The organism is Curtobacterium sp. ZW137 (assembly GCF_003762905.1).
GTDB lineage: Bacteria > Actinomycetota > Actinomycetes > Actinomycetales > Microbacteriaceae > Curtobacterium.
In genome coordinates, this window is record NZ_RJKS01000001.1 from 97,867 (window position 1) to 117,736 (window position 19,870).

At 71.0% G+C, this 19,870-nt stretch carries 17 protein-coding genes and 1 pseudogene; 8 read left to right on the plus strand and 10 right to left on the minus strand.

What is annotated here, in order from left to right; all coding sequences use genetic code 11:
• Nucleotides 1–35: 35 nt before the first annotated feature.
• Together EDF55_RS00465 and EDF55_RS19030 are read left to right on the plus strand one after the other, a co-directional pair.
• Nucleotides 36–584, plus strand: coding sequence for a helix-turn-helix domain-containing protein (locus EDF55_RS00465; protein ID WP_123653000.1), 549 nt, complete (start codon nucleotides 36–38; stop codon nucleotides 582–584).
• Nucleotides 559–1,647 (plus strand): site-specific integrase, encoded by a 1,089-nt coding sequence (locus EDF55_RS19030; RefSeq protein WP_123653001.1) that lies wholly within the window; start codon nucleotides 559–561, stop codon nucleotides 1,645–1,647. Before EDF55_RS00465 ends, EDF55_RS19030 begins: the two co-directional genes overlap by 26 nt.
• On the opposite strand, the gene EDF55_RS00475 is transcribed toward EDF55_RS19030, so the two are convergent.
• Nucleotides 1,595–3,058 carry an amino acid permease gene (locus EDF55_RS00475; protein ID WP_123653002.1) on the minus strand — a complete coding sequence of 488 codons (1,464 nt, stop codon included), beginning with the start codon at nucleotides 3,056–3,058 and terminating at the stop codon, nucleotides 1,595–1,597. The two genes, EDF55_RS19030 and EDF55_RS00475, sit on opposite strands and share 53 nt — an antisense overlap.
• 186 nt (nucleotides 3,059–3,244) lie before the next feature.
• The gene (locus EDF55_RS00480; protein WP_123653003.1) at nucleotides 3,245–3,577 is read right to left on the minus strand and encodes a hypothetical protein; all 333 of its coding nucleotides are present in this window, start codon (nucleotides 3,575–3,577) and stop codon (nucleotides 3,245–3,247) included.
• A 94-nt stretch (nucleotides 3,578–3,671) separates the two neighbouring features.
• On the opposite strand from EDF55_RS00480, the gene EDF55_RS19035 reads away from it, so the two are divergent.
• From EDF55_RS19035 to EDF55_RS00495, 3 genes and pseudogenes are all read left to right on the plus strand, one after another.
• Nucleotides 3,672–4,055, plus strand: a complete 384-nt coding sequence (locus tag EDF55_RS19035) for a hypothetical protein (RefSeq protein WP_123653004.1) — start codon at nucleotides 3,672–3,674, stop codon at nucleotides 4,053–4,055.
• Nucleotides 3,998–4,462 (plus strand): annotated as a pseudogene (locus EDF55_RS00490) (hypothetical protein); the annotation flags it as partial. The gene EDF55_RS19035 and the pseudogene EDF55_RS00490, both read left to right, overlap by 58 nt.
• Nucleotides 4,463–4,554: 92 nt before the next feature.
• On the plus strand, nucleotides 4,555–4,992 hold the full coding sequence (locus EDF55_RS00495; protein WP_123653006.1) for a hypothetical protein: 438 nt from the start codon (nucleotides 4,555–4,557) through the stop codon (nucleotides 4,990–4,992).
• A 64-nt stretch (nucleotides 4,993–5,056) separates the two neighbouring features.
• Here the strand turns inward: EDF55_RS00495 and EDF55_RS00500 are convergent, their stop codons facing one another.
• A complete protein-coding gene (locus tag EDF55_RS00500) occupies nucleotides 5,057–5,677 on the minus strand; it encodes a hypothetical protein (protein WP_123653007.1) in 621 nt (206 codons plus the stop codon).
• Nucleotides 5,678–5,776: 99 nt separating this feature from the next.
• Nucleotides 5,777–7,228, minus strand: coding sequence for an APC family permease (locus tag EDF55_RS00505; RefSeq protein ID WP_123653008.1), 1,452 nt, complete (start codon nucleotides 7,226–7,228; stop codon nucleotides 5,777–5,779).
• Nucleotides 7,229–7,352: 124 nt separating this feature from the next.
• Between EDF55_RS00505 and EDF55_RS00510 the strand changes: the two genes are divergently transcribed.
• A complete protein-coding gene (locus EDF55_RS00510) occupies nucleotides 7,353–7,781 on the plus strand; it encodes a DUF6892 domain-containing protein (RefSeq protein ID WP_123653009.1) in 429 nt (142 codons plus the stop codon).
• A gap of 69 nt (nucleotides 7,782–7,850) precedes the next feature.
• Here EDF55_RS00510 and EDF55_RS00515 read toward each other — a convergent pair whose 3' ends face one another.
• From EDF55_RS00515 to EDF55_RS00525, 3 genes are all read right to left on the minus strand, one after another.
• Nucleotides 7,851–8,441 carry a uracil-DNA glycosylase gene (locus tag EDF55_RS00515; RefSeq protein WP_123653010.1) on the minus strand — a complete coding sequence of 197 codons (591 nt, stop codon included), beginning with the start codon at nucleotides 8,439–8,441 and terminating at the stop codon, nucleotides 7,851–7,853.
• Between the two features lie 130 nt (nucleotides 8,442–8,571).
• Nucleotides 8,572–9,774, minus strand: coding sequence for a glycosyltransferase (locus EDF55_RS00520; protein ID WP_123653011.1), 1,203 nt, complete (start codon nucleotides 9,772–9,774; stop codon nucleotides 8,572–8,574).
• A 10-nt stretch (nucleotides 9,775–9,784) separates the two neighbouring features.
• Nucleotides 9,785–10,621 (minus strand): DUF429 domain-containing protein, encoded by an 837-nt coding sequence (locus EDF55_RS00525; RefSeq protein WP_123653012.1) that lies wholly within the window; start codon nucleotides 10,619–10,621, stop codon nucleotides 9,785–9,787.
• A gap of 56 nt (nucleotides 10,622–10,677) precedes the next feature.
• Here EDF55_RS00525 and ligD point away from each other — a divergent pair, with 56 nt between their 5' ends.
• Complete coding sequence (gene ligD / locus EDF55_RS00530) at nucleotides 10,678–11,700, plus strand: non-homologous end-joining DNA ligase (protein WP_123653013.1); 1,023 nt, start codon at nucleotides 10,678–10,680, stop codon at nucleotides 11,698–11,700.
• Here ligD and EDF55_RS18625 read toward each other — a convergent pair.
• From EDF55_RS18625 to EDF55_RS00535, 3 genes are all read right to left on the minus strand, one after another.
• Complete coding sequence (locus EDF55_RS18625; protein WP_165931498.1) at nucleotides 11,697–11,837, minus strand: hypothetical protein; 141 nt, start codon at nucleotides 11,835–11,837, stop codon at nucleotides 11,697–11,699. The two genes, ligD and EDF55_RS18625, sit on opposite strands and share 4 nt — an antisense overlap.
• Nucleotides 11,834–11,995: a hypothetical protein gene (locus tag EDF55_RS18630; protein WP_165931497.1), complete on the minus strand. Its 162-nt coding sequence runs from the start codon at nucleotides 11,993–11,995 to the stop codon at nucleotides 11,834–11,836. Before EDF55_RS18630 ends, EDF55_RS18625 begins: the two co-directional genes overlap by 4 nt.
• A 132-nt stretch (nucleotides 11,996–12,127) precedes the next feature.
• A complete protein-coding gene (locus tag EDF55_RS00535; RefSeq protein WP_148079022.1) occupies nucleotides 12,128–18,148 on the minus strand; it encodes a DUF5979 domain-containing protein in 6,021 nt (2,006 codons plus the stop codon).
• 156 nt (nucleotides 18,149–18,304) lie between these two features.
• On the opposite strand from EDF55_RS00535, the gene EDF55_RS00540 reads away from it, so the two are divergent.
• Nucleotides 18,305–19,843 carry an arylsulfatase gene (locus tag EDF55_RS00540; protein WP_123653015.1) on the plus strand — a complete coding sequence of 513 codons (1,539 nt, stop codon included), beginning with the start codon at nucleotides 18,305–18,307 and terminating at the stop codon, nucleotides 19,841–19,843.
• Nucleotides 19,844–19,870: the final 27 nt, after the last annotated feature.

Below are 19,870 nucleotides of genomic sequence, written 5' to 3' on the forward strand. Positions count from 1 at the left end.
TTGACTTCAACTAGCTTTCGACTACAGTCGCTCACGTGAGTGTTGACGACGTACAGATCGGCCGGAACTTCGCGCGTGCCCGGGGCGACCTCTCGCAGAAGGAGGTTGCGGATCTGATGCGCGCCCGGGGGTTCCGGTGGTCACAAGCGACCGTCTGGAGCATCGAGAAGGGTGAGCGCCCGCTGCGGCTCTCCGAGGCGCAGGCCGCCGCGGAGGTGCTGAACCAGCCCTTCTTCAACTTCACGGCCGACGAGGGTGAAGCCAAGATCGAGGCATGGATGCGCGAGTGCAGCCAGGCGGCTCAAGAGATAGATGCCGCAATCGACCGGTTCGAGCAGGCTCGTTTCAACCTCGCTCTAACCGAAGAGTTCCTACCGGAGCGCCCCACCAACCGTCACTACAACGCCGGGGGATGGCTGTCGACCACAGTCGAAGACATCGTGCGCCAGCATCGTCAACGCGACCGGGGCGATGAGGAGAACATCGGCCAGGTGTCGGGCGGTTCCAACGGCGCATGGATCGAGCAATACAACGCGACCATCGCGAAGGAATACCCCAATGGCAAGCCTGAAGCAGAGGACTAACGGCACCTGGCGCGCTCGCTATCGCGACGACGACGGCAAGGAGCACGCACGCCACTTCAAGCTGAAGCGCGACGGGCAGGCCTGGCTCGACGAGGTGGCGTCCTCTCGCCTGACTGGGACGTACGTCGCACCGGCCGCACAGCGCATGACGCTCGCTGAGTTCTACCGCGAGTGGGTGGAGCATCAATTGTGGGCCGAGGGAACTCGACGCCTCGCTGACCGCGCTCTGTCGGGTTGCACGTTTGCTGATGTCCCGTTCGGCAAGCTGAAGCGCTCGCACGGTGAGTCCTACGTGAAGGCGCTCGCGAGCACGCTTGCTGCATCGACCGTGAAGACACGTGTCCGGTACGTCAGGATCGTGCTTCATGCGGCTGTCCTCGATCGACGGCTTGCGCAGGATCCTCTCGAGGGCGTGAAGCTGCCGGCCATCCGGAAGGCCGAGCACGCGATGCGGATCCCGACGAGTGCCGAGGTGACCGCGATTCGGGATGAGCTCGAACCTGCTTACCGCTCGCTGGTCGACGTCATGGCTTACGCCGGGCTGAGGATCGGTGAGGCGGCTGGCCTGCAGGTCGGTGACGTCGGGTTCCTGTCGGGTCGCAGTATCCACGTGCAACGGCAGGTGCAGAACCGCGTCGGCCACCTGGACGTACTGCCACCGAAGCATGGCTCCGAGCGTGTGGTCCCCGTGCCTGACGAGCTCCTGCTGCGCCTCTCCCGGCATGTCGAGACGATCGGCGTGCACGGCGACGACGGTTGGTTCTTCGGTCGTCCACCGTCGCCCACAGCGCTTCGGCACTACTTCGTGAACGCATGCCGTGCTGCGGGCGTCACGGGTGTCACGCCCCACGATCTGCGGCACCATTACGCCTCGGGACTGATCCGGGCAGGACTCGACGCCGTGGCGGTCGCCAAGGCGATGGGGCACAGCTCACCGTCCATCACGCTCGAGGTCTACGCGCACTTGTGGCCGGATGCCGCGGACCGCACTCGTGCAGCTGCCGCGTCCCTCATGACCTCTTCGGAGGATTCTGCGGACCAATTGCGGACTGCAGGGGAGTAGAACCGCCGGACCCGGCCAGCTTGCTGTGCTTCCGGGAGTACCCGAAGTACACGCCGAGGCCGATCGCGAACCACACCGCGAACCGCACCCACGTCTCCCACTGCAGGAACGTGACGAGCCAGAGCGACGCGATCACACCGATGATCGGGATGATCGGCATGAACGGGAGCTTGAACTGCCGCGGCAGGTCCGGCTGCGTGTAGCGGAGCACGATCACCGCGGTGCAGACGACCACGAACGCGAGCAGGATGCCGATGTTCGTCAGCTCCGCGACGACGCCGATCGGCAGCACACCCGCCAGGACCGCCGACGCGATGCCGAGGATCCACGTCACCCGGGTCGGCACGTGCCGCTTCGGGTCGGTCTTCGAGAACCACTTCGGCATCAGGCCGTCACGGCTCATCGAGAACCAGACGCGCGAGGCGCCGAGCATGAACGTGACGAGCACCGTCACGATGCCGACGATCGCGCCGATGGCGATGATGTTCGCGACGCCGCCGAGGCCGACCGACGCGAACGCGGACGAGAAGCCCGACGCCGGGTCGATGTCGGTGTACTTCTGCATGCCCGTCAGGACGATCGTCGCGAGGACGTAGAGCACCATCGAGATCGCCAGGGACAGCAGGATCGCCTTCGGCATGTGCTTCCGGGCGTCGATCGACTCCTCGGCCGCCGTCGACATCGCGTCGTAGCCGAACACCGCGAAGAACACCGTCGCGGCACCCGTCATCACGCCGCCGAAGCCGAACGGGAAGTACGGGTCGTAGTTGGCGCTGTTGATGTGGAACACGCCGAGCACCACGATGAGCACCACGAGGGTGACCTTGATGCCGACGGCGACGAACTCGAAGCGGGCGGCGCTCCGGATCCCGCGGGTGAGGACGAACGCGGTCAGCAGGCACAGGATGATCGCGAAGACGTCGAGCACGTGGCCGTCCCCGGTGCCCGGCGCGCCGAGCATCCACGCGGGCAGGTCGATGCCGAACTGGCCCACCAGGAACCCGACGTAGCCGGAGATGCCGATCGCGACCACCGCCACGATCGCGGTGTACTCGAGCAGCAGGTCCCAGCCGATGAACCACCCGACGATCTCGCCGAGCACCGCGTAGCCGTACGTGTACGCGCTGCCGGCCTTGGGGATGAGGCCGGCGAACTCGGCGTACGACAGGGCTGCGGCGGCGCTGGCGACCCCGGCGACGAGGAAGGAGATGAGGACGGCGGGGCCGGCGACGCCGTGGGCGACCGTGCCGGCGAGGGTGAAGATGCCGGCGCCGATGATGCCGCCGATGCCGATCGCGGTGAGCTGCCAGAGGCCGAGGTGGCGTTTGAGGCCGTCCTCACCGCCGGTGGCGTCGTCGATCTCCTCGATCGGCTTGCGGCGGAACAGGGTGGCTCGGGGCGTCGTTGCCATGCGGACCACTCTGCACCTCGGGGGGCTCGCGCGCGCGGCGGCGGCGCGGCGCGCTGCGGCGGCGCGTCCGCACGGCAGCACTTCTTCGACACCGCACGAGTCGATCGACGCCCGCGGTGTCGAACGATGCAGACGCACCCGAACCCGAACCCGCCGCCGGAACGCCGTCCGGGCATCCGCAGTGCGTCAGTGCGTCGCGTACGGCGACCAGAACGGCGCCGGCAGCGCGCCCCCGGTCGCCATGAAGAGCACCTGGTAGAGCAGCGCCACGAGGCCGATCCCGCCGAGCACGATGCCGACCCACGCCCACGCACGAGGTGCCCGTCGGCGGCCGGAGATCGCGATCGCGCGCCACCCGCTGAGCAGCCCGACCACGCCGAACACGACGGCGAGGACCACGTGCCGGACCATCGACTCCGAGGGGATCACGAGCCCGAGGTACAGCGCGATGCAGCCGAGGAGGACCGCCACGAACGCCGGAGCGGCCGGCGGCTCCTGGTCACGCGTCCGGACTGCCATGATCCGAACCTACCGAGGCGCAGCGATGTCCGGGAGACGCCGGTTCGAGGGGCACCGCGGAACCGAGGTCGACGTGTCCGGGCATGCTGGTGGCATGCGTTCGTTCGTCCGTGTCCTGCTCGGGCTCGCGCTGGTCTTCGCCGGCACGAGCCACCTCTCCTTCGCGCGGCAGGACTTCCGCGCCCAGGTCCCGGAGTTCGTCCCGCTCGACACCGACACCACGGTGCTGGCATCCGGCGTCGCGGAGATCGGCCTCGGGTCGGCGCTGGTGTTCGCGTCGCGGCGTCGGCGGTTCGTCGGCACGGTCGCCGCACTGTTCTTCGTGGCGGTCTTCCCCGGCAACGTCTCGCAGTGGCTGAACCGCCGGAGCGCCTTCGGGCTCGACTCCGACGAGAAGCGCATCGCCCGGCTGTTCGGGCAGCCCCTCCTCATCGCCGCCGCACTGTGGTCCACGCGCGGCGGCACTCGGCGTCCCTGATGGACGCGCGGGTGGCGGACCCTGCATCCTCCGTCCCCGGACGGGAGGCTCGGCACCCGCTGGTCGGCGGCCGTCGCGTCGCGGACATGGTCGCCACCATCGCCCTGCTCACGACGGCGACGGCGGCTGCGGTCCTCGCGGGGTGGGGGATCGTGTTCCTCTCGCTCGGGTTCCACTCGTGCATCGCTCCCGGGAACCGGTGCGACGAGACGCTCGGCGGCACGGTGGTCTACGCGGGGCCGATCGTCGTGGCGCTGGTCCTGGTGCTGACGATCGTGTTCTCGGTGCTCCGGCTCGTGCGGCGGCACGTCGCGTGGCCGATCGCGGCGGTGGGGCTCGTCGCCGTGTTGGCGGCCTTCTTCGCGGCGCTGCTGCTCGTGGACAGCGCCATCACGCACGGGATCTAGGCCGTTCCTCCACAGGGCGGTCCAGGCACCGCGTTGTGCACGGATCGTGATGGTCGCCGGTGTCGGGGGAGCTGTTCCGCGAGCGTTGGGGCATGCCAGACACCGACGTGCTCGACCGACTCGAGCAGACCGCAGTCCGTACCGATGACGACGTCGTAGACCTCGTCGTCGCACTCATCGAACGTCCGTTCCGACGACAGTGCTGGGTGCTGTTCATCGGCGCCGACGCCATCCCGATCCGCCTCGTGATCCCCATCGCGGACCTGCCCTACCAACCCGACGACCACGTCGAGGACTTCGGCGCGCTCGTCGCCGACGTCGTCGAACAGGTCGACGCGGCCGACGTGGTGCTCGCCTGGGAACGACCGGGCGCCACGGCGTTGTACCCGGTCGACTGGGAGTGGGTCGACGCGATGGCGTGCGTCCTCGACGAGCACCACGTGCGGCTCCGCGGTCAGGTGGTGGTGCACGACGCGGGTGCCGCGATGATCGAGTTCGACGAGGACGAGGTCACCGAGGCGGTGGCGTGAGGTGCTGTCCCCGTACCGACTGTCCCTGTACCGACGAGCCCCGTACCGACTGGCCCTGTACCGACTAGCCCTGTGGCGCCGTGTCGGGGACCGTCTCCCCGGTCAGGCCCTCGACGACCTGCTTCGCGGTGGGCCAGAACTTCGCGTAGTGGTCGGGGTCGGCGTTCACCTGGACGGCGTGGGCCATCTGCGTCGGGGTCATCGTCTTCCACCCCGGGGTCTTCACGAGCTTCGCGTAGAACATCGACGCCGCGGTGTACGGGTCCATCCGCTGCGCGTACGTGCCCCACGCGCCGTTGTCACGCTGCTGGAAGAGCCCGCGGCTGTCCGGGCCGGCGGCGTCCCCGTGGTCGAGGTTCACCAGACCGGACTCACCGATCGCGGTCATCACGCCGACGGCCTGGGTGTGCGGGCCGATGCCGAGCGCCTCGGCGGCCTCGATCACGGACGCGGCGTTCACCAGGCGGTCCTGGCAGTAGCCGGCGACCGGGCCCTCGGGGACGACGATCCCGCCGACGGTCTTCGACGCAGCCGACGGACACGTCACGGCCCTCGGCGTGGACGCCGAGCCGGTGATCCCGGAGAGCGAGTTCACCGCGATGACGACCAGGACCACGACGCCGATCCCGACGGCCACGATGCCGGCGCCGAACACGGACGCCAGGGTGATGCCGACGCGGTGCATGCACGGGTCCTCTCGTCCGGGGTGCCAGAACGAGGGTACGAGGAGTCGCTGGGAAGCGCAGCACCCGCCATGCCCCAATCCGGGGCGTGGCGGGCGGGGTCAGCGCTTGTGCTCCTCTTCGTGCACCACCTTCGTCGGTTCCGTGACCAGGCCGGTCGGCGCCTTCTCGGCGGTCTGCTTCCGGCCGTGGGTGAACCACGTGACGATCCACAGCAGGATCCCGAGCGCCAGCAGCGCGCCGGCGATCTGGTACTGCTCGATGTCCCGCCCGGACGAGAACGGCAGCACCAGCCACAGGCAGGTGACGACGCCGATGACCGGGATCACCACGCCGGCCTTGAAGTGCCGGTGGTCGACCTTGTCCCGGCGGAGCACCAGCACGGCCAGGTTCACGACCGCGAACACCGACAGCAGCAGCAGCGACGTCGTGCCGCCGAGGACGACCACGATGGGGGAGTCCGGGCTGAGCGACACCCAGCCGATCAGCGCGAGCGAGATGAGCGTGGTGAAGACGATGGCGGTGGACGGGGTGCGGCGGGTGCGGGACACCTTGCCGAGGAACCCGGGCAGGACGCCCTGCTTGCTCATGCCGTACAGCAACCGGGACGCCATCATCATGTTGATCAGGGCGGTGTTGGCGACGGCGAACATCGAGATGAAGGGCAGCAGGTCGGCGATCGGGAAGTCCGGCGCCGCGGTCTGCACCACGGTGACCAGCGGCGTCTCGTTGCCGGCGAGCTCACCGATCGGTACGACGGCGACGGCGCAGATGGACACCAGCACGTAGATCACGGCCGTGATGCCGAGGCCCGTCAGCATCACCTTCGGGAAGATCCGGGACGGGTCCTTCGTCTCCTCGGCCATGTTCACCGAGTCCTCGAAGCCGACCATCGCGAAGAATGCCAGCGACGTCGCGGTGGACACCGAGAGCAGCAGGCTCTTCTCCTCCGGGGTCTCGAACATCACCACACGAGAGAAGTCCGCGTTGCCGCCGGCGATCGCCCAGAAGCCGATGAGGATCACCATCACCAGGCCGCTCAGCTCGACGAGCGTCAGCACGACGTTCGTCTTCACGCTCTCGCTGACGCCACGGAAGTTGATCGCCATCACCGCGAGCATGAAGCCCATCGCGATGAGCATCACGACGGCGTTCGGCAGTTCGAGGCCGAAGCCGGCGCCGAGGTTCGCGGCGAAGGCCCTGGAGGCCGTCGACGCCGACGTGATCCCGGAGCACATCACGATGAAGGTGACGATGAACGTGACGAAGTGGATCCCGAACGCCTTGTGCACGTAGAGCGCAGCACCGGCGGTCTGCGGGTACTTCGTGACGAGCTCCAGGTAGGAGAACGCCGTGAGCAGGGCGACCGCGAAGGCGATGAGGAAGGGGAGCCACGCTGCTCCGCCGACCTCGGCCGCGACCTGACCCGTGAGGGCGTAGACGCCCGTGCCGAGGATGTCCCCGACGATGAAGAGCAACAGGAGCTTGGGTCCGATGACCCGGCGGAGCTCGGGCTGCTCCGTGTCCGGCCGATCGGTCTTGATGGTGGTCATGCACCACCCTCCACCAAGCACGCTTCCCTGTCCGGCTTCTCAGGGTTCTCCCCGTCGATCGCAACCTGTCCGTGTCCTGCCGGAAACCGGTCGCGCCGCGATCAGCACGGATAGCATCCGCTGCATGTACGACGAGTCGAACACCACCGAAGAACCAGTCGAGTTCGCGGACTTCAACGCGAAGCTGCTCGTCCTCGACGTGCTCTGCTACGACCTCGACGTGATCGAGCCGTACGACGGGGACTCCGCCGACGAGACCGACGAGGACCTCGACGTCGAAGGGCAGGACGACCGGGCCCGCGAGTACTACGACGACCTCGACCTCCTGCCGTCGCATCTGTCGCTCGTCACCGAGGTCACGGTCGACTCCGCGCTCGAGATCCTGCAGGACGTGCACCCCGGCTGGGAGGGCTCGGACGACCGCTACGACCCGCAGAACTGGGACGACGTGATCGACCTGCCGGCGCTGCACACCGTGTACGTCGCCACACGCCTGCCCGCCCACGTGGCCGAGGCGCTCGCCGCGAAGGGCGTCGACATCCAGTCCGCCTGACGCCCGCCGCTGCCAGGCCAGCCGCCCGCCGCTGCCAGGCCAGCCGCCCGGTCCGGCCCACTCCAGCCGTCAGCGCGACAGCGCCGCCAGCTGCTCCGTGAACTGCCGCGCTCCGCCCTGGGCCGGGTGCCGCACCGCGATCGCGTTTATGCCCGCGGACGCCAACGCACCCTGCGCCTTCCGCCCGACGGCGACCACGCGGGACACCCCGAGCGCAGCCACGAGCGCCAGCGCGACCGGCGCTCCGTCGCGGACCTCCGACGGGCGCGGCGTCCGGTTCGTCAGCCGGTCACCGGCGACGAACGGGTGGTGCGGGAAGATCGCCCACGCCACGGGGAGCGGCCCCGACCAGGTCGCGAGCGCAGCGTGCACGATGCGCGACGAGGCCTCCCAGGGGGCGGTCGGCGCCGGCGGCACGAGGTACTCCGGCCCGAGCTCGCGGACGCTGGTGAACGGCACTCCGGTGTTCGTCATGCCGCGCCACCCGGGAGCCTCGGCGACGAGCAGCGTGTCCGCGCCCGGTCCGACGGCGTCGAGGTACCGCGCCAGGTTCGTCCGCAGCAGTGACCCCTCCGCCGTGCTCGGGTCGTACAGGGCCTCCGCATCGTCCGCGACCGGGACGGCATCGAGCGCCGCCCAGAACGCGTCGAGCGGTGTCACGCCACACCTCCGCGTCCGCGTCCGCCTCCGCCTCCGCGAAACGCCCTCGTGCCCGCGAGACGCCGCGGAAGGGGGCGGCGTCTCGAGCGGACGGCGGTGTCTCGCGGCAGGAGCGGCGCGGCAGCACCCATCACGCGCGCCCGAGCACCCGGCGGTACACCTGCTCGAGTCCGCCGGCCGAACGCTCCCAGCTCAACCGCTCGGCGTGCTCCCGCCCGGCTGCCGACAGCGCCGCGGCGTACGAGGGCTCCGTGAGGATCCGCTCGATCTCCGCCGCCCACACCGCGGGCGCGCGGGACTCGAGCACGACGCCGGTCTCGCCGTCGAGCACCGCTTCCCGGAGGCCACCGGCAGCGGCGGCCACGACGGGCACCCCGGAAGCGGAGCCCTCCAGCGCGACGAGCCCGTAGGTCTCCGAGTGCGACGGGACGAGCACCGCAGCGGCGCCACGGAACAGGAACGCCAGGTCCGCACGCGACTGCGGACCGATGAAGGTCACGCGGTCGGCCACGCCGTGCTCGGCGGCGAGCCGACGCAGTTCGGCGACGTAGTCACCGGCCTCGCTCGAGGAGTCGCCGGCGATGACGAGGGTGGGGCGGGCCTCCCGGGAGATGCCGGCGATGGCCTCGATCGCCAGGTCGAGCCCCTTCAACGGCTGCACGCGCGCCGCTGCGACGACGTAGGGCACGTCGGCCCGGCGCGCGTCCGGCGGCGCCGGGCGGAAGACGGACCCGTCGACTCCCGGCGGGACGATCCAGACGCGGGACGGGTCGCCGCCGAGCCGTGAGCGGACGGTCTCCGCCTCGGCCTCGCTGACCACGACGACCGCGTCCGAGTCGCGCGCGAGCGTCGACTCGCCCGCCATCCGGCCGGCCGATTCGGGGCGCTCGCCCTCGGACAGCGGCGACGCGGAGTCGGCGGCGATGGAGTGGAAGGACTGCACGTGCGGGATGCCGCGCTGCCGGGCGACGGGCAGGGCCGCGGCGCCGGAGAACCAGTGGTGCGAGTGCAGGACGTCGAACGGGCCGAGCGCCGCGAGTTCGTTGCGGAACGGTTCGATGAACGCGTCGTGCTCGCCCTTGGGGACCGTCTCGGCGGGACCGGCGGACAGGAACCGCAGGCAGACGCCCGGCACGAGGGACACCGAGTCCGGCTGCGTCGGCGCCGACCGCCGCGTGATGATCTCGACGTGGTGGCCGCGGTCGGCGAGTGCTTCGGCCTGGTGCCGGACGACGACGTTCATGCCGCCGACCTCACCGGACCCGGGTTCGTCGCCGGGGGAGGTGTGCAGCGAGACCAGCCCGATGCGCAGGGGTTCGGAGGTCCTCGTCACACGCTCAACCCTAGCCGCGGGGCCGCCGCTGCGACCCGCGGGCCGGTGTCACGACGACGGGCGTGCGGCCCGCCTCGTCGAGCGGATCGGACGGGAGGCTCGGATCACCGCCCAGGATCTGCACGCGCTCGTCGCCGTGCCGGTCCCAGAACGTGGCGGTCCAGGCACACAGGACGCCGTCCAGCAGGTCCTCCCGGTGCTTGTGCGTGGGGCCGTGCAGCACCGAAGGATCTCGGAGCGCAGCGGTCAGCGGGTGCGCGTCGAGGTGGAGGGGCGGGTCGAGCGGCGTCTCCCGGAGGCGCCGGACGAGGTCGTCGAACGCCACCGCGCGACGAGCCCTGGCCGTCGCTGGCGGGATGCTCGTGTCGAGGCGCTTGTAGCGGGGACGCTCGTCGTCGTAGCCGAGCTCCTCGACGCCCACGAGGGTCGTGTACGGGTAGCACTCGAAGACCACCGGCCGCCGGCGCTCCCGCATCGCCGCGGTGTCGCTGACGTACCCGACGCCGAGCGCGGTCAGCCGGTCGAGCAGCTGGGCGCCGGCGCTCGCCGCGGAGGCGAGGTTCGTCGGGTTCGCCGCGACCTTCCACCGGCCGTAGCGCTGTCCGACCTGCCGCTCCGCTTCGCGGATGCCGGTCGGGTTCGTCACGACCAACGACGCGTCGACGCCGATGAGCGTGCGCGGGCCGAGGTGCTGCGCGATCCAGTCGGTGACCTCGTCGACACCGCGGGCCCACCCCGCGTCGAGCACCCGCCCGTCGGTGTCGAGCGCTGCGAGCCCGGTCTCGTTCGGTCGCCGCGTCGCGGTCCCGAGCCCCCACGCCAGGTCCACTCCGAGGTACGCGCTCACCCGCCCATCCTGCCCCGCACGCCCGACACCCCGGTGCCGGGAGTAGGTTCCGCTGCATGGCGAGCGAAGCGACGACGCTGACCGTACCCGGCCCGGACGGCGACCGGGAGGTCCGGCTGTCGAGCCCGTCGCGGGTGCTCTGGCCGGACGCCGGCATCACGAAGCTCGACCTCGCGAACTACCTCATCGAGGTCGGCGACGCCTTCGTCCGCGCCAACGGCGACCGTCCGGTGTCCCTGCAGCGGTTCCCGGGCGGCGTCGACGGTGAGCAGTTCTTCTCGAAGAACCCGCCGAAGGGCGCGCCCGACTACGTCCGTTCGGTGACGGTGACGTACCCGAGCGCCCGGAAACACCCGCAGCTCGTGCTCGACGAGCCGGCCGTCGCGGTGTGGGCGGCGCAGATGAACACCGTCGTCTTCCACCCGTGGGCCTCCCGCGCCGAGGACAGCGACCACCCGGACCAGCTCCGCATCGACCTCGACCCGCAGCCGGGGACGGACTTCCACGACGCGGTGCCGGCGGCCGAGGAGCTGCGGAAGGTCCTCGAGGAGGTCGGCCTGACGGCGTGGATCAAGACCAGCGGCAACCGCGGGCTGCACGTCTTCGCGCCGATCCGGCCCGAGCACGAGTTCCTCGACGTGCGGCACGCGGTGATCGCGGCGGCGCGGGAGCTCGAGCGGCGGATGCCGGACCAGGTGACGACCGCGTGGTGGAAGGAGGAGCGCGGGCAGCGCATCTTCGTCGACTTCAACCAGGCGAACCGGGACCGCACGATGGCCGGCGCCTACAGTCCGCGGGCGCTCCCGCACGCCTCGGTCTCGGCGCCGATCCGGTGGGAGGAACTCCGCGACGCGGACCCGACGACGTTCACGATCCTGACGATGCCCGAGCGCCTGCGGACCACGGGTGACCCGTGGGAGTCGATGGGGCAGGAAGCGGGCTCGATCGCACCGCTCCTGGCGTGGTGGGAGCGCGACCTGGAGAACGGGCTCGGCGAGCTGCCGTTCCCGCCGGACTTCCCGAAGATGCCGGGGGAGCCGCCGCGCGTGCAGCCGTCGCGGGCGAAGAAGCCCGCCTAGCGCGTCGGGCGGTCCGGGCGACGGTCCGCGTCGTCGATGTGCTTCGTGTGCATCGGGAGCACGATCGTGGCGGTGTGCAGCCGGTTGAGCTTGGACCAGGTGCCACGGTGGGCGGTGCTGATGCCGTCGATGTTCATGCGCCGAGTCCCATCGTGACGAGTGCCAGTGCGGTGGCGGTCACACCGGCGATGCCGCTGATGACCGCGCTGATCTGCAGCGCGCGCTGGTGACGCGCTTCGCGCACCTCGCTGAACGGGTGGCGCTGCGAGTGTCGAACGAGAGTTGCGTTGCTCATGTCGATCCGCTCCGATCCGTCCGGCACCCGTCCCGGGTGCCGCTGAGAACGATCATTCCACGGAGTTACTAGGACGTCTAACTACTGACGGAGATCGGACAGAGCGGGCCGGGCTCCGGCCCGCTCGTGGCATCACCGGCGACGGCGTGCGGCACGCCGCAGGACGAGTCCCGCGCCGAGTGCGAGCGCTGCGACGACGAGCATCGACATCGCGCCGGCACCGTCCATCCCCGTGAACGCCAGGTTCCCCGAGCCGGTCACGGTCCCCGACGAGCCACCCCCGCCGGTGCCCGTCCCGCCCGACGACGGCGTCGGCGCCGGGGCCGGCGGCGTCGGCGGCGTGGGTGGCGTCGGCGTGAAGTCGTAGGTGTTCGTGATCGTCACCACCTGCAGATCCGGAACGGCCTCGTCCGGCGTCGACCGGACCAGGATCCGCACCGTGCCCGGCGTGACCGTGCGGGAGTCCTCGCCGGACGCCCCTGCTGCGCCGTGTTCGGTGACGACGCAGTCGGCGCCCACCGGGATGCCGTCGACCCGTGCCTCCAACCCGTTCGCCGCCGTGAGCTCCAGCTGTGCCGCGTCGCCCAGGTCGAGCTCGACGCCGGCCACGGAACACCGGACGTCCGCCGTGAACCGGGTCGGCGCACGATCGGCGCCGGCGCCGGTCACGTGCTTCCGGACGAGGATCGCGCCGGCCGTCGGTGCGACTCCCACCTTCACGGGCGCCTGCGAGATCGGCAGTCCGCCGTCGGCGAGCGTGGCGGTGGTGCCGACCTGGTCGTACGCGATCGCGTCCGCGAGCGGGACGGTCGCCGGCACACCGTCGGGGTCGGCGGCGGACGCGGGTTCGTCGACGGTGCGGTAGTCGGCGGACACCGAGCCACCGGGGACGACCCCGCCGGCTGCGGCGGCGTCGACGAGGATGCGGATGCCGGTGACCGCGTGCCAGTCGCCGGAGTAGTCGGCGCTGTCGGTCCAGGTGTTCGCGGCACAGGTCGGATCCGACGTCCACGTGGTCCCACCGGCACTCGAGCAGACCGTCGGGTCGGTGGTGACCTGCCAGCTCGTGGTCGATCCGGCCGGCGCCGTGATCTCGACCCCGAAGGTGCCGTCGAAGACCGGCCGGTAGGTGCTGCCGCGCGCCGAGCCGGTCGCGAGCAGGACGTCGCCGGGCTGCGGGAGCGGATCCACGAAGGTCACGGTGGTCTGGTCCACCGTGCCGGTGTTCGTCGCGGCGAGACGCCACTGGTCGGTCCCACCGACCCGGGTCTCGGCGACGCAGGGCGGCAGGAAGTAGCCGTCAGCGTCCGGTGTGCAGGAGCGGGTGGGGTCCGATGGGTCCGATGCGCCCGACACCAGCGGATCGACGACGTCCCCGCGGACGGCCTTGCTGGTGCGGAGGGCGGGCCCGGGCGTCGGTTGGACGTAGTTCGTCGTGCCGCACTGGTCGGCGGGCAGGTCGGGAACGATGCCCTGGCCGTTGCCGGAGTCGTTCGTGCAGCCGTCGAGCGCCGCGCCGGTCCGTGCGACGACGGTGTTCGTCGTGCGCTCGCCCTCGTGGAGTCCGGGCTGCAGGACGAGCGGGATGGTGATCGTGAAGGTCTCGTCCGGTGCCATCCGGTCGCCGTCGGTCGGCCAGGTGAACACGATGGCCCCGTCGTCGGCCCGGGCGGTGGTGACGGTGGTGGCGAGGGTCCCGCCGGCACTGGTGCTGAACGTCGGGTCGGTGCCGTCCCAGCTCAGGGCGTCCGGCAGTTCGTCGCGGACCGAGGGCAGGGTGATGATGCCGGTCCCCGTGTTGTGCATCGTGATGGTCCACGGGACGGGGGAGCCGACCGCCACGGTGTGCTGGTCGTTCGCCGGGGCCTTGACGATGTCCAGGGTCCGGGTCCCCGGGTCGAGCGTCAGCTCGTCCGTGCCGGTCGCCGTCGCGTCCGGGAACAGGGTGTCGTCGGTGCGGTGCGCGGTGACCGTGGTCGTGTCGTCGATCGTCCCGGGGAACGGGACGGGGTCGCCGTCGCGGGCGGTGTCGAGCACGCGGACGTGGAGCACCGCGGTGGCGGTCCAGGGTGTCGGCGGGCGGGCGTGGGAGAGGACGTCGCCGTCGGCACGGTCGAACACGAACCGGATGCCGGTGATCGCCGCGAGGTCGGACGTCGGCAGGGTCGCCGTCGCCGAGGCCGTGCCGAGCTGCCATGTGGACCCGCCGTCGGAGCGGACGTCGACCCGGACGCGGTCGGCGCCGGCGGGGAACGTGACGTCGTCGGGGGAGAAGGACACGAGGCGCGCGTCGTTCCAGAAGCCGGTGTCCGTGTCCTCGACCGTGACGGTGTCCGGCGCGACGGTCGCGTCGGGGCCCTGCGCACCGGTGAGCGTCACGTCGACCGTGTCCGCCCGGTCGGCTTCGAGGAGGGTGTCCGGGTCGAACGTCTTCGTGGCGGTGGCGTCGAGGACCCCGCGGACGAGGACGACGTCGGCAGCCGCCGAGTCGGTGGGGGTGCTCGTCTGTCCGGACGGAGCCAGGACCGGGTCGTAGGACTGCGCGAAGGCCCGGTTCGTGACGGTCGTCACCGTGACGGGGACGGCGGGGAAGCTCCGGAGGGTGGCGCGGAGCTGCGTGTGCATCGTCATGGTCAGCGCGTCGCCGGACGAGATCGTCCCGCCGGTTTCCGCGGGGTCCGTGCCCTGGTAGACGACGCTGACACCGACGACGTCGGCGAGCTGGGCGGCGGTGGCGGCCCTGGCACCCGAGATCGACGTGGTGCTGGTCGAGGTCGTCCCGTCGTCGGCGCGGTGCAACAGCGTCACCGTCGACGCGTCGGCATCGACCTCGCTCGCGTCGAAGGCGAAGTCGAGACCGGTCAGCGTGAACCGCTCGAACGGGTTGCTGGTGGTGTACCCGGCATCGGCGAACGGGTCCGCCGCCCAGGCATCCGGGTCGCTCGTGCAGTCGGAGAGGGACGCCGGCGTGCAGGGCATCGGGTCGGTCACGCGGACGTACGAGGCGCGGGACGCGGAGCCGTTCCTGGCGGTGACCGTGACGTCGTCCGTCGGGTAGTCGCCCGGGTCGACGTCACCGCGGGCCGGGACGGTGACGGTGTCGTGTTCGGAGGCCTTGGTCACGCCGACGAGCGGCGGACGGTCGAGGATCACGAGGTCGTCGGATGCGGACGCGGTCTCCACGCCGTCGTCCGTCGTCGCGCTGACCTGCACGGTGTTCCGGATCGACCCCGCGGTGCTGAGGTCGTACTCGGTGGTGCCGTTCACCCAGCGGTCGCCGGCGTCCCCCGGCACCCGGAGGACGTTCCGCAGCTGCCAGGTGAGGTCGAACGGTCGCGGCGTGGTGCTGGTGGCGATCCCGGAGCCCGGGACCGGCCGTGTCGGGTCGGTGCTCGACGCTCGGGCGTCGTCGTTCGGGACGACGGTGATCCGGACGCCGGTCGTGACGGCGCTCTGGTCGGCGGAGAGCGTGTACCCGACGAAGCCGCTGCCGTCGACCCAGCCCGTGGCCGGTGCCGGGACCGTGGACCAGGTCCCGCCGCTGAACAGCTCGACGGACGCGACGGTGTCCCAGCGCCAGAGCGGGTCGACGCTCGTCGGCACCGGGGCGATCGCGCGGAGGTCGAACGCCTGGAACACGGTGTCGGCGGGGTCGTCCGCGTTGCCGGCCGGATCGGTGACGGTGATCGCCGAGGTGCCGGTCGTCCGGGCTCCCCACTGCAGGACCGTCCCGACCTGGGCACCGGACTGACTGTCGACGGTGGCACGGTCGGTGCTGAAGTCGGTGTCGGTCCACCGCTTCCCGGCGATGGTGCTGCCGTCGCCGGTGACCGACTCGATCGCGGCGTCGGCGTCGGCCTCGGCGGGGTCGCTGACGATGGTGGTGCCGCCGTCGACACTGCCCTCGCCCTGCGCGGTGGCGTGGTTCGTGTAGGTGGTGGGGCCGGCGTCGGGGGTGCTCGTCGGGTCGCCGCCCCAGCGCTGGTCCGCCCGTGCCTGTGCGACGACGTTGGGTTGCACGGTGGTGCCCTGCGGGAAGCCGTCCGGGTCGGTGAACTCGAACCGGAGCCCGGTGACCTCGCCCTGCAGGTCCGCGGGGATCGTGCCGGAGAAGCTCGTCGGGCCGGTTGCCGGGAGGCCGTCGATCGGCAGGGGCTGCCACGTGTCGCCGTCGTCGGTCGTGTACTCGATGGTGAGCGTGGTGCCGGCGGGGACCTGCGTCGGCGCGATCGCGACCGGGTCGAACGCGTTCCAGAAGGAGCTCTGGTCGTGCGGCGTGGGTGCGACGTCCTCGACGGTGATCGTCGTCGGGGTGACGAACGCGGAGTCCGTGCTGGTGGTCGCCGGGAGCTGCGCCACGACCGTGCCTCCCGGTGCGATCGGTTCCTGCGGGCTGAGGGCCTTCGTCAGTGCGATCTCGATGTCCGGAGCGAACACGTCGAGGGGTGCGGACGCGGCGTCGTCCGCGGTCGCGTCGCCGTTGGCCACGACGGCGCGGGCGGCGTTCGTGGTCCGGAGTGTCCCGGCGTCGGCGGCGTCGGCGGCGGTGTCGATCCCGAACGGTGCCGTCGTGGTCGCGCCGGCGTCGACCGGACCGTCGTACACGAGCTCGAACCCGGTGACGAAGGTCCCCGCCGGCGCTGCGGGTGCGGGGGTGTCGCCGTCGGCGAACGGATCGGTCCGCGTCGTGCCGTCGCTGAAGTGCCAGACCACGTCGGCACCCGACGCGGTCGCGGGGTAGGTCAGCGGGCTCGTGAACCCGGCGAACGAGACGTCCTCGGTGAAGTAGTCGAGGTCGCTGATCCGCAGCTGCTCGACGGGGCCGTCCGACGTGTTCGTCGCGGTGATGATCCCGGCCGCCGATGCGCCGGCGGGGAGACGTGCCGGTGTGATGCTCTTCGTCACGTCCGCCGCCAGGGTCGTCGGGGTGACGGTGTGGTCGGCGGACGCGCTCTCGGTCGCCGGGTCCTGCCCGGGCACGGCGACGGTGGCGTCGGCGGTGTTGGTGAGCGTCCACCCCGCGCCGAGCGGGGTATCGGTGCCGCGTTCGGTCTCGCGCTGGGCGACGTCGACGTGCACCGCCGCGGCCGGGGCTCCCGGCGTGAGCACGGCGCCGCCGTCGCCGGTGAAGGTGTACCGGACCCCGGCGACGTCGCCGGGGTCGACCCCGGCAGGGAACGCCGCCGAGCCCGCCGGTCCTGGCGTCCCGGTCACCCAGTGGTACGTGCCGGTCGCGGGGTCGAGGACGTACGCGTCGACCTGCACCGCGGTGGCGCCCGCCGGCAGGGTGACGGTACCGGGTCCGGCGACGTCGACGTACCGGAACGGGTTCGTGGCGGCGAGTGCCGTCGCGCCGTCCGCGGCGTCCGCCGGGTCCTGGACGACGATGGAGCTCGCCGGCGTGTTCGAGGTGTTCGTCGCGGAGAGGTCGACGGTGGACGTGACCCCGGGTGAGTACCGCTCGCTCGTGGGTGTCCAGCCCTTCGTCGTGTCGACGTCGACGGTGGTCGGTACGTCCACGGTGATCGTCGCGCCGCTCGACGTCGTCGCCGCGTTGTCGGCGGTGCCCGTGCCGGTGTTCGTGATCGGGGTGCCGTTGTACGCCCAGGTCGGGGGGAGGTCGTCGGGGACGCGGAGCGTCGCCGTGAGCGTGTAGGCCTGGCCGGCGGCGAGCCCCTGGGACCCGTCCGCGAGCGGCTGCACGAACTGGAGCGTGCCGACGCAGGGCGGATCGGCGGTGACGACGGTGGGCGGTGTGCCGCCACAGCCGGTGTGCGAGACGACCCAGTCCGGAGCGGCCGGCGGTGCCGGGTTCGGCGGGCTCGCGCTGAGGTCCACGATCGGGAACCCGGCGAGCTGTACCGGGATCGTGTCGTCGATCCGTGCGTTGACGCAGTCCGCGTCGTCGCAGCCGAGGCGGATGGTGAACGTGAACTCGTCACCGGGACCGACGGTCGCGCTCTTCCCGCCGTCGACCAGCTTGTTCACCTCGAGCGCTGCCGGATCGGCGGCCATCGCGGGGACCGCCGTCGTGGCGACGGCGCCGAGGGCGAGGAGCGCGACCGTGACGGCCGCGATCGTCGAGCGCAGCGAGTGGTTCCGGCCCATGGGTCCTCGTTCCTTGCGTGGTGCGACCTCCGTGGTGCCGATCATCGTGCTGCGGTTCGGGCCGGGAGCCGCCACCCCGAACGGGTGAGGAACGGGATCTCACCCGCACTGGGTGGCCCGTGTCGAGCGCCGGACGAGCAGGCTCCCCAGGACCGCGAGCTGGCGCCGACGCCGTGCTCGCCACGAACCGAGGAGGGCGCGATGCCGAAGGACAAGCCGAACATCCTGGTGATCTGGGGCGATGACATCGGGATCACGAACCTGAGCGCGTACAGCGACGGGCTGATGGGGTACCGCACGCCGAACATCGACCGGATCGCGGACGAGGGGATGCGCTTCACCGACTCGTACGGGGAGCAGAGCTGCACGGCTGGCCGCTCGTCGTTCATCACCGGGCAGAGCGTCTTCCGGACCGGGCTGAGCAAGGTCGGCATGCCCGGCGCCGACCTCGGGCTCCGCTTCGAGGACCCGACGATCGCCGAGGTCCTGAAGCCCCACGGGTACGCGACCGGCCAGTTCGGCAAGAACCACCTCGGCGACAAGAACGACTTCCTGCCGACGGCGCACGGGTTCGACGAGTTCTACGGGAACCTCTACCACCTGAACGCGGAGGAGGAGCCGGAGTCCGCGAACTGGCCGTCGGTCGAGGAGTTCCCGGCGTTCAACGACCGCGCCCGTCCCCGCGGGGTGATCCACTCGTGGGCCACCGACGAGGACGACGACACCGTCGACGGCCGCTACGGCCGCCGGGGCAAGCAGCGCGTCGAGGACACGGGCCCGCTGACCAAGAAGCGGATGGAGCGGATCGACGAGGAGTTCGCGGACGCCGCGATGGACTTCATCGGGCGTCAGGCCGAGTCCGAGACGCCGTTCTTCGTCTGGATGAACACCACCCACATGCACTTCCGGACCCACCCGAAGCCGGAGAGCATCGGGCAGGCAGGCCGCTGGCAGTCGACCTACCACGACACGATGATCGACCACGACCGGGTGGTCGGGTCGCTCCTCGACCAGCTCGACGAGCTCGGGATCGCGGACGACACGATCGTGATCTACTCCACGGACAACGGGCCGCACATGAACACCTGGCCGGACGCCGGCATGACCCCGTTCCGCAGCGAGAAGAACACGAACTGGGAGGGCGCCTTCCGCGTCCCGCAGATGATCCGCTGGCCCGGGCACATCGAGGCCGGGTCGATCTCGAACGCGATCATCCAGCACCACGACTGGTTCCCGACGTTCCTCGCCGCGGTCGGGGACACCACGACGGTCGACGAGCTCAAGGCCGGCAAGACCATCGGCGACCGCACCTACAAGGTGCACATCGACGGGTACGACTTCCTGCCGTACCTCACCGGTGCTGCGGAGAAGGGGCCGCGGCCGGGACTGGTGTACTTCTCCGACGACGGCGACGTCCTCGCGCTCCGGTTCGACAACTGGAAGGCCGTCTTCATGGAGCAGCGGGTCGCCGGCACCCTGCAGGTCTGGTTCGACCCGTTCGTCACGCTCCGCGTCCCGAAGCTCTACAACCTGCGGACGGACCCGTTCGAACGCGCGGACGTCACCTCGAACACGTACTTCGACTGGTTGTTCGAGAACGACTACCTGCTCCTCGCGGCGACGGCGCTGGTGACGGAGTTCCTCGACACGTTCGAGGAGTTCCCGCCCCGGCAGCGCGCGGCGACGTTCAGCATCGACCAGGCGGTCGACAAGCTGCAGTCGTTCCTGGCGGGCGACTGAGGATGCCGGCGAAGACCGTGACCCGCC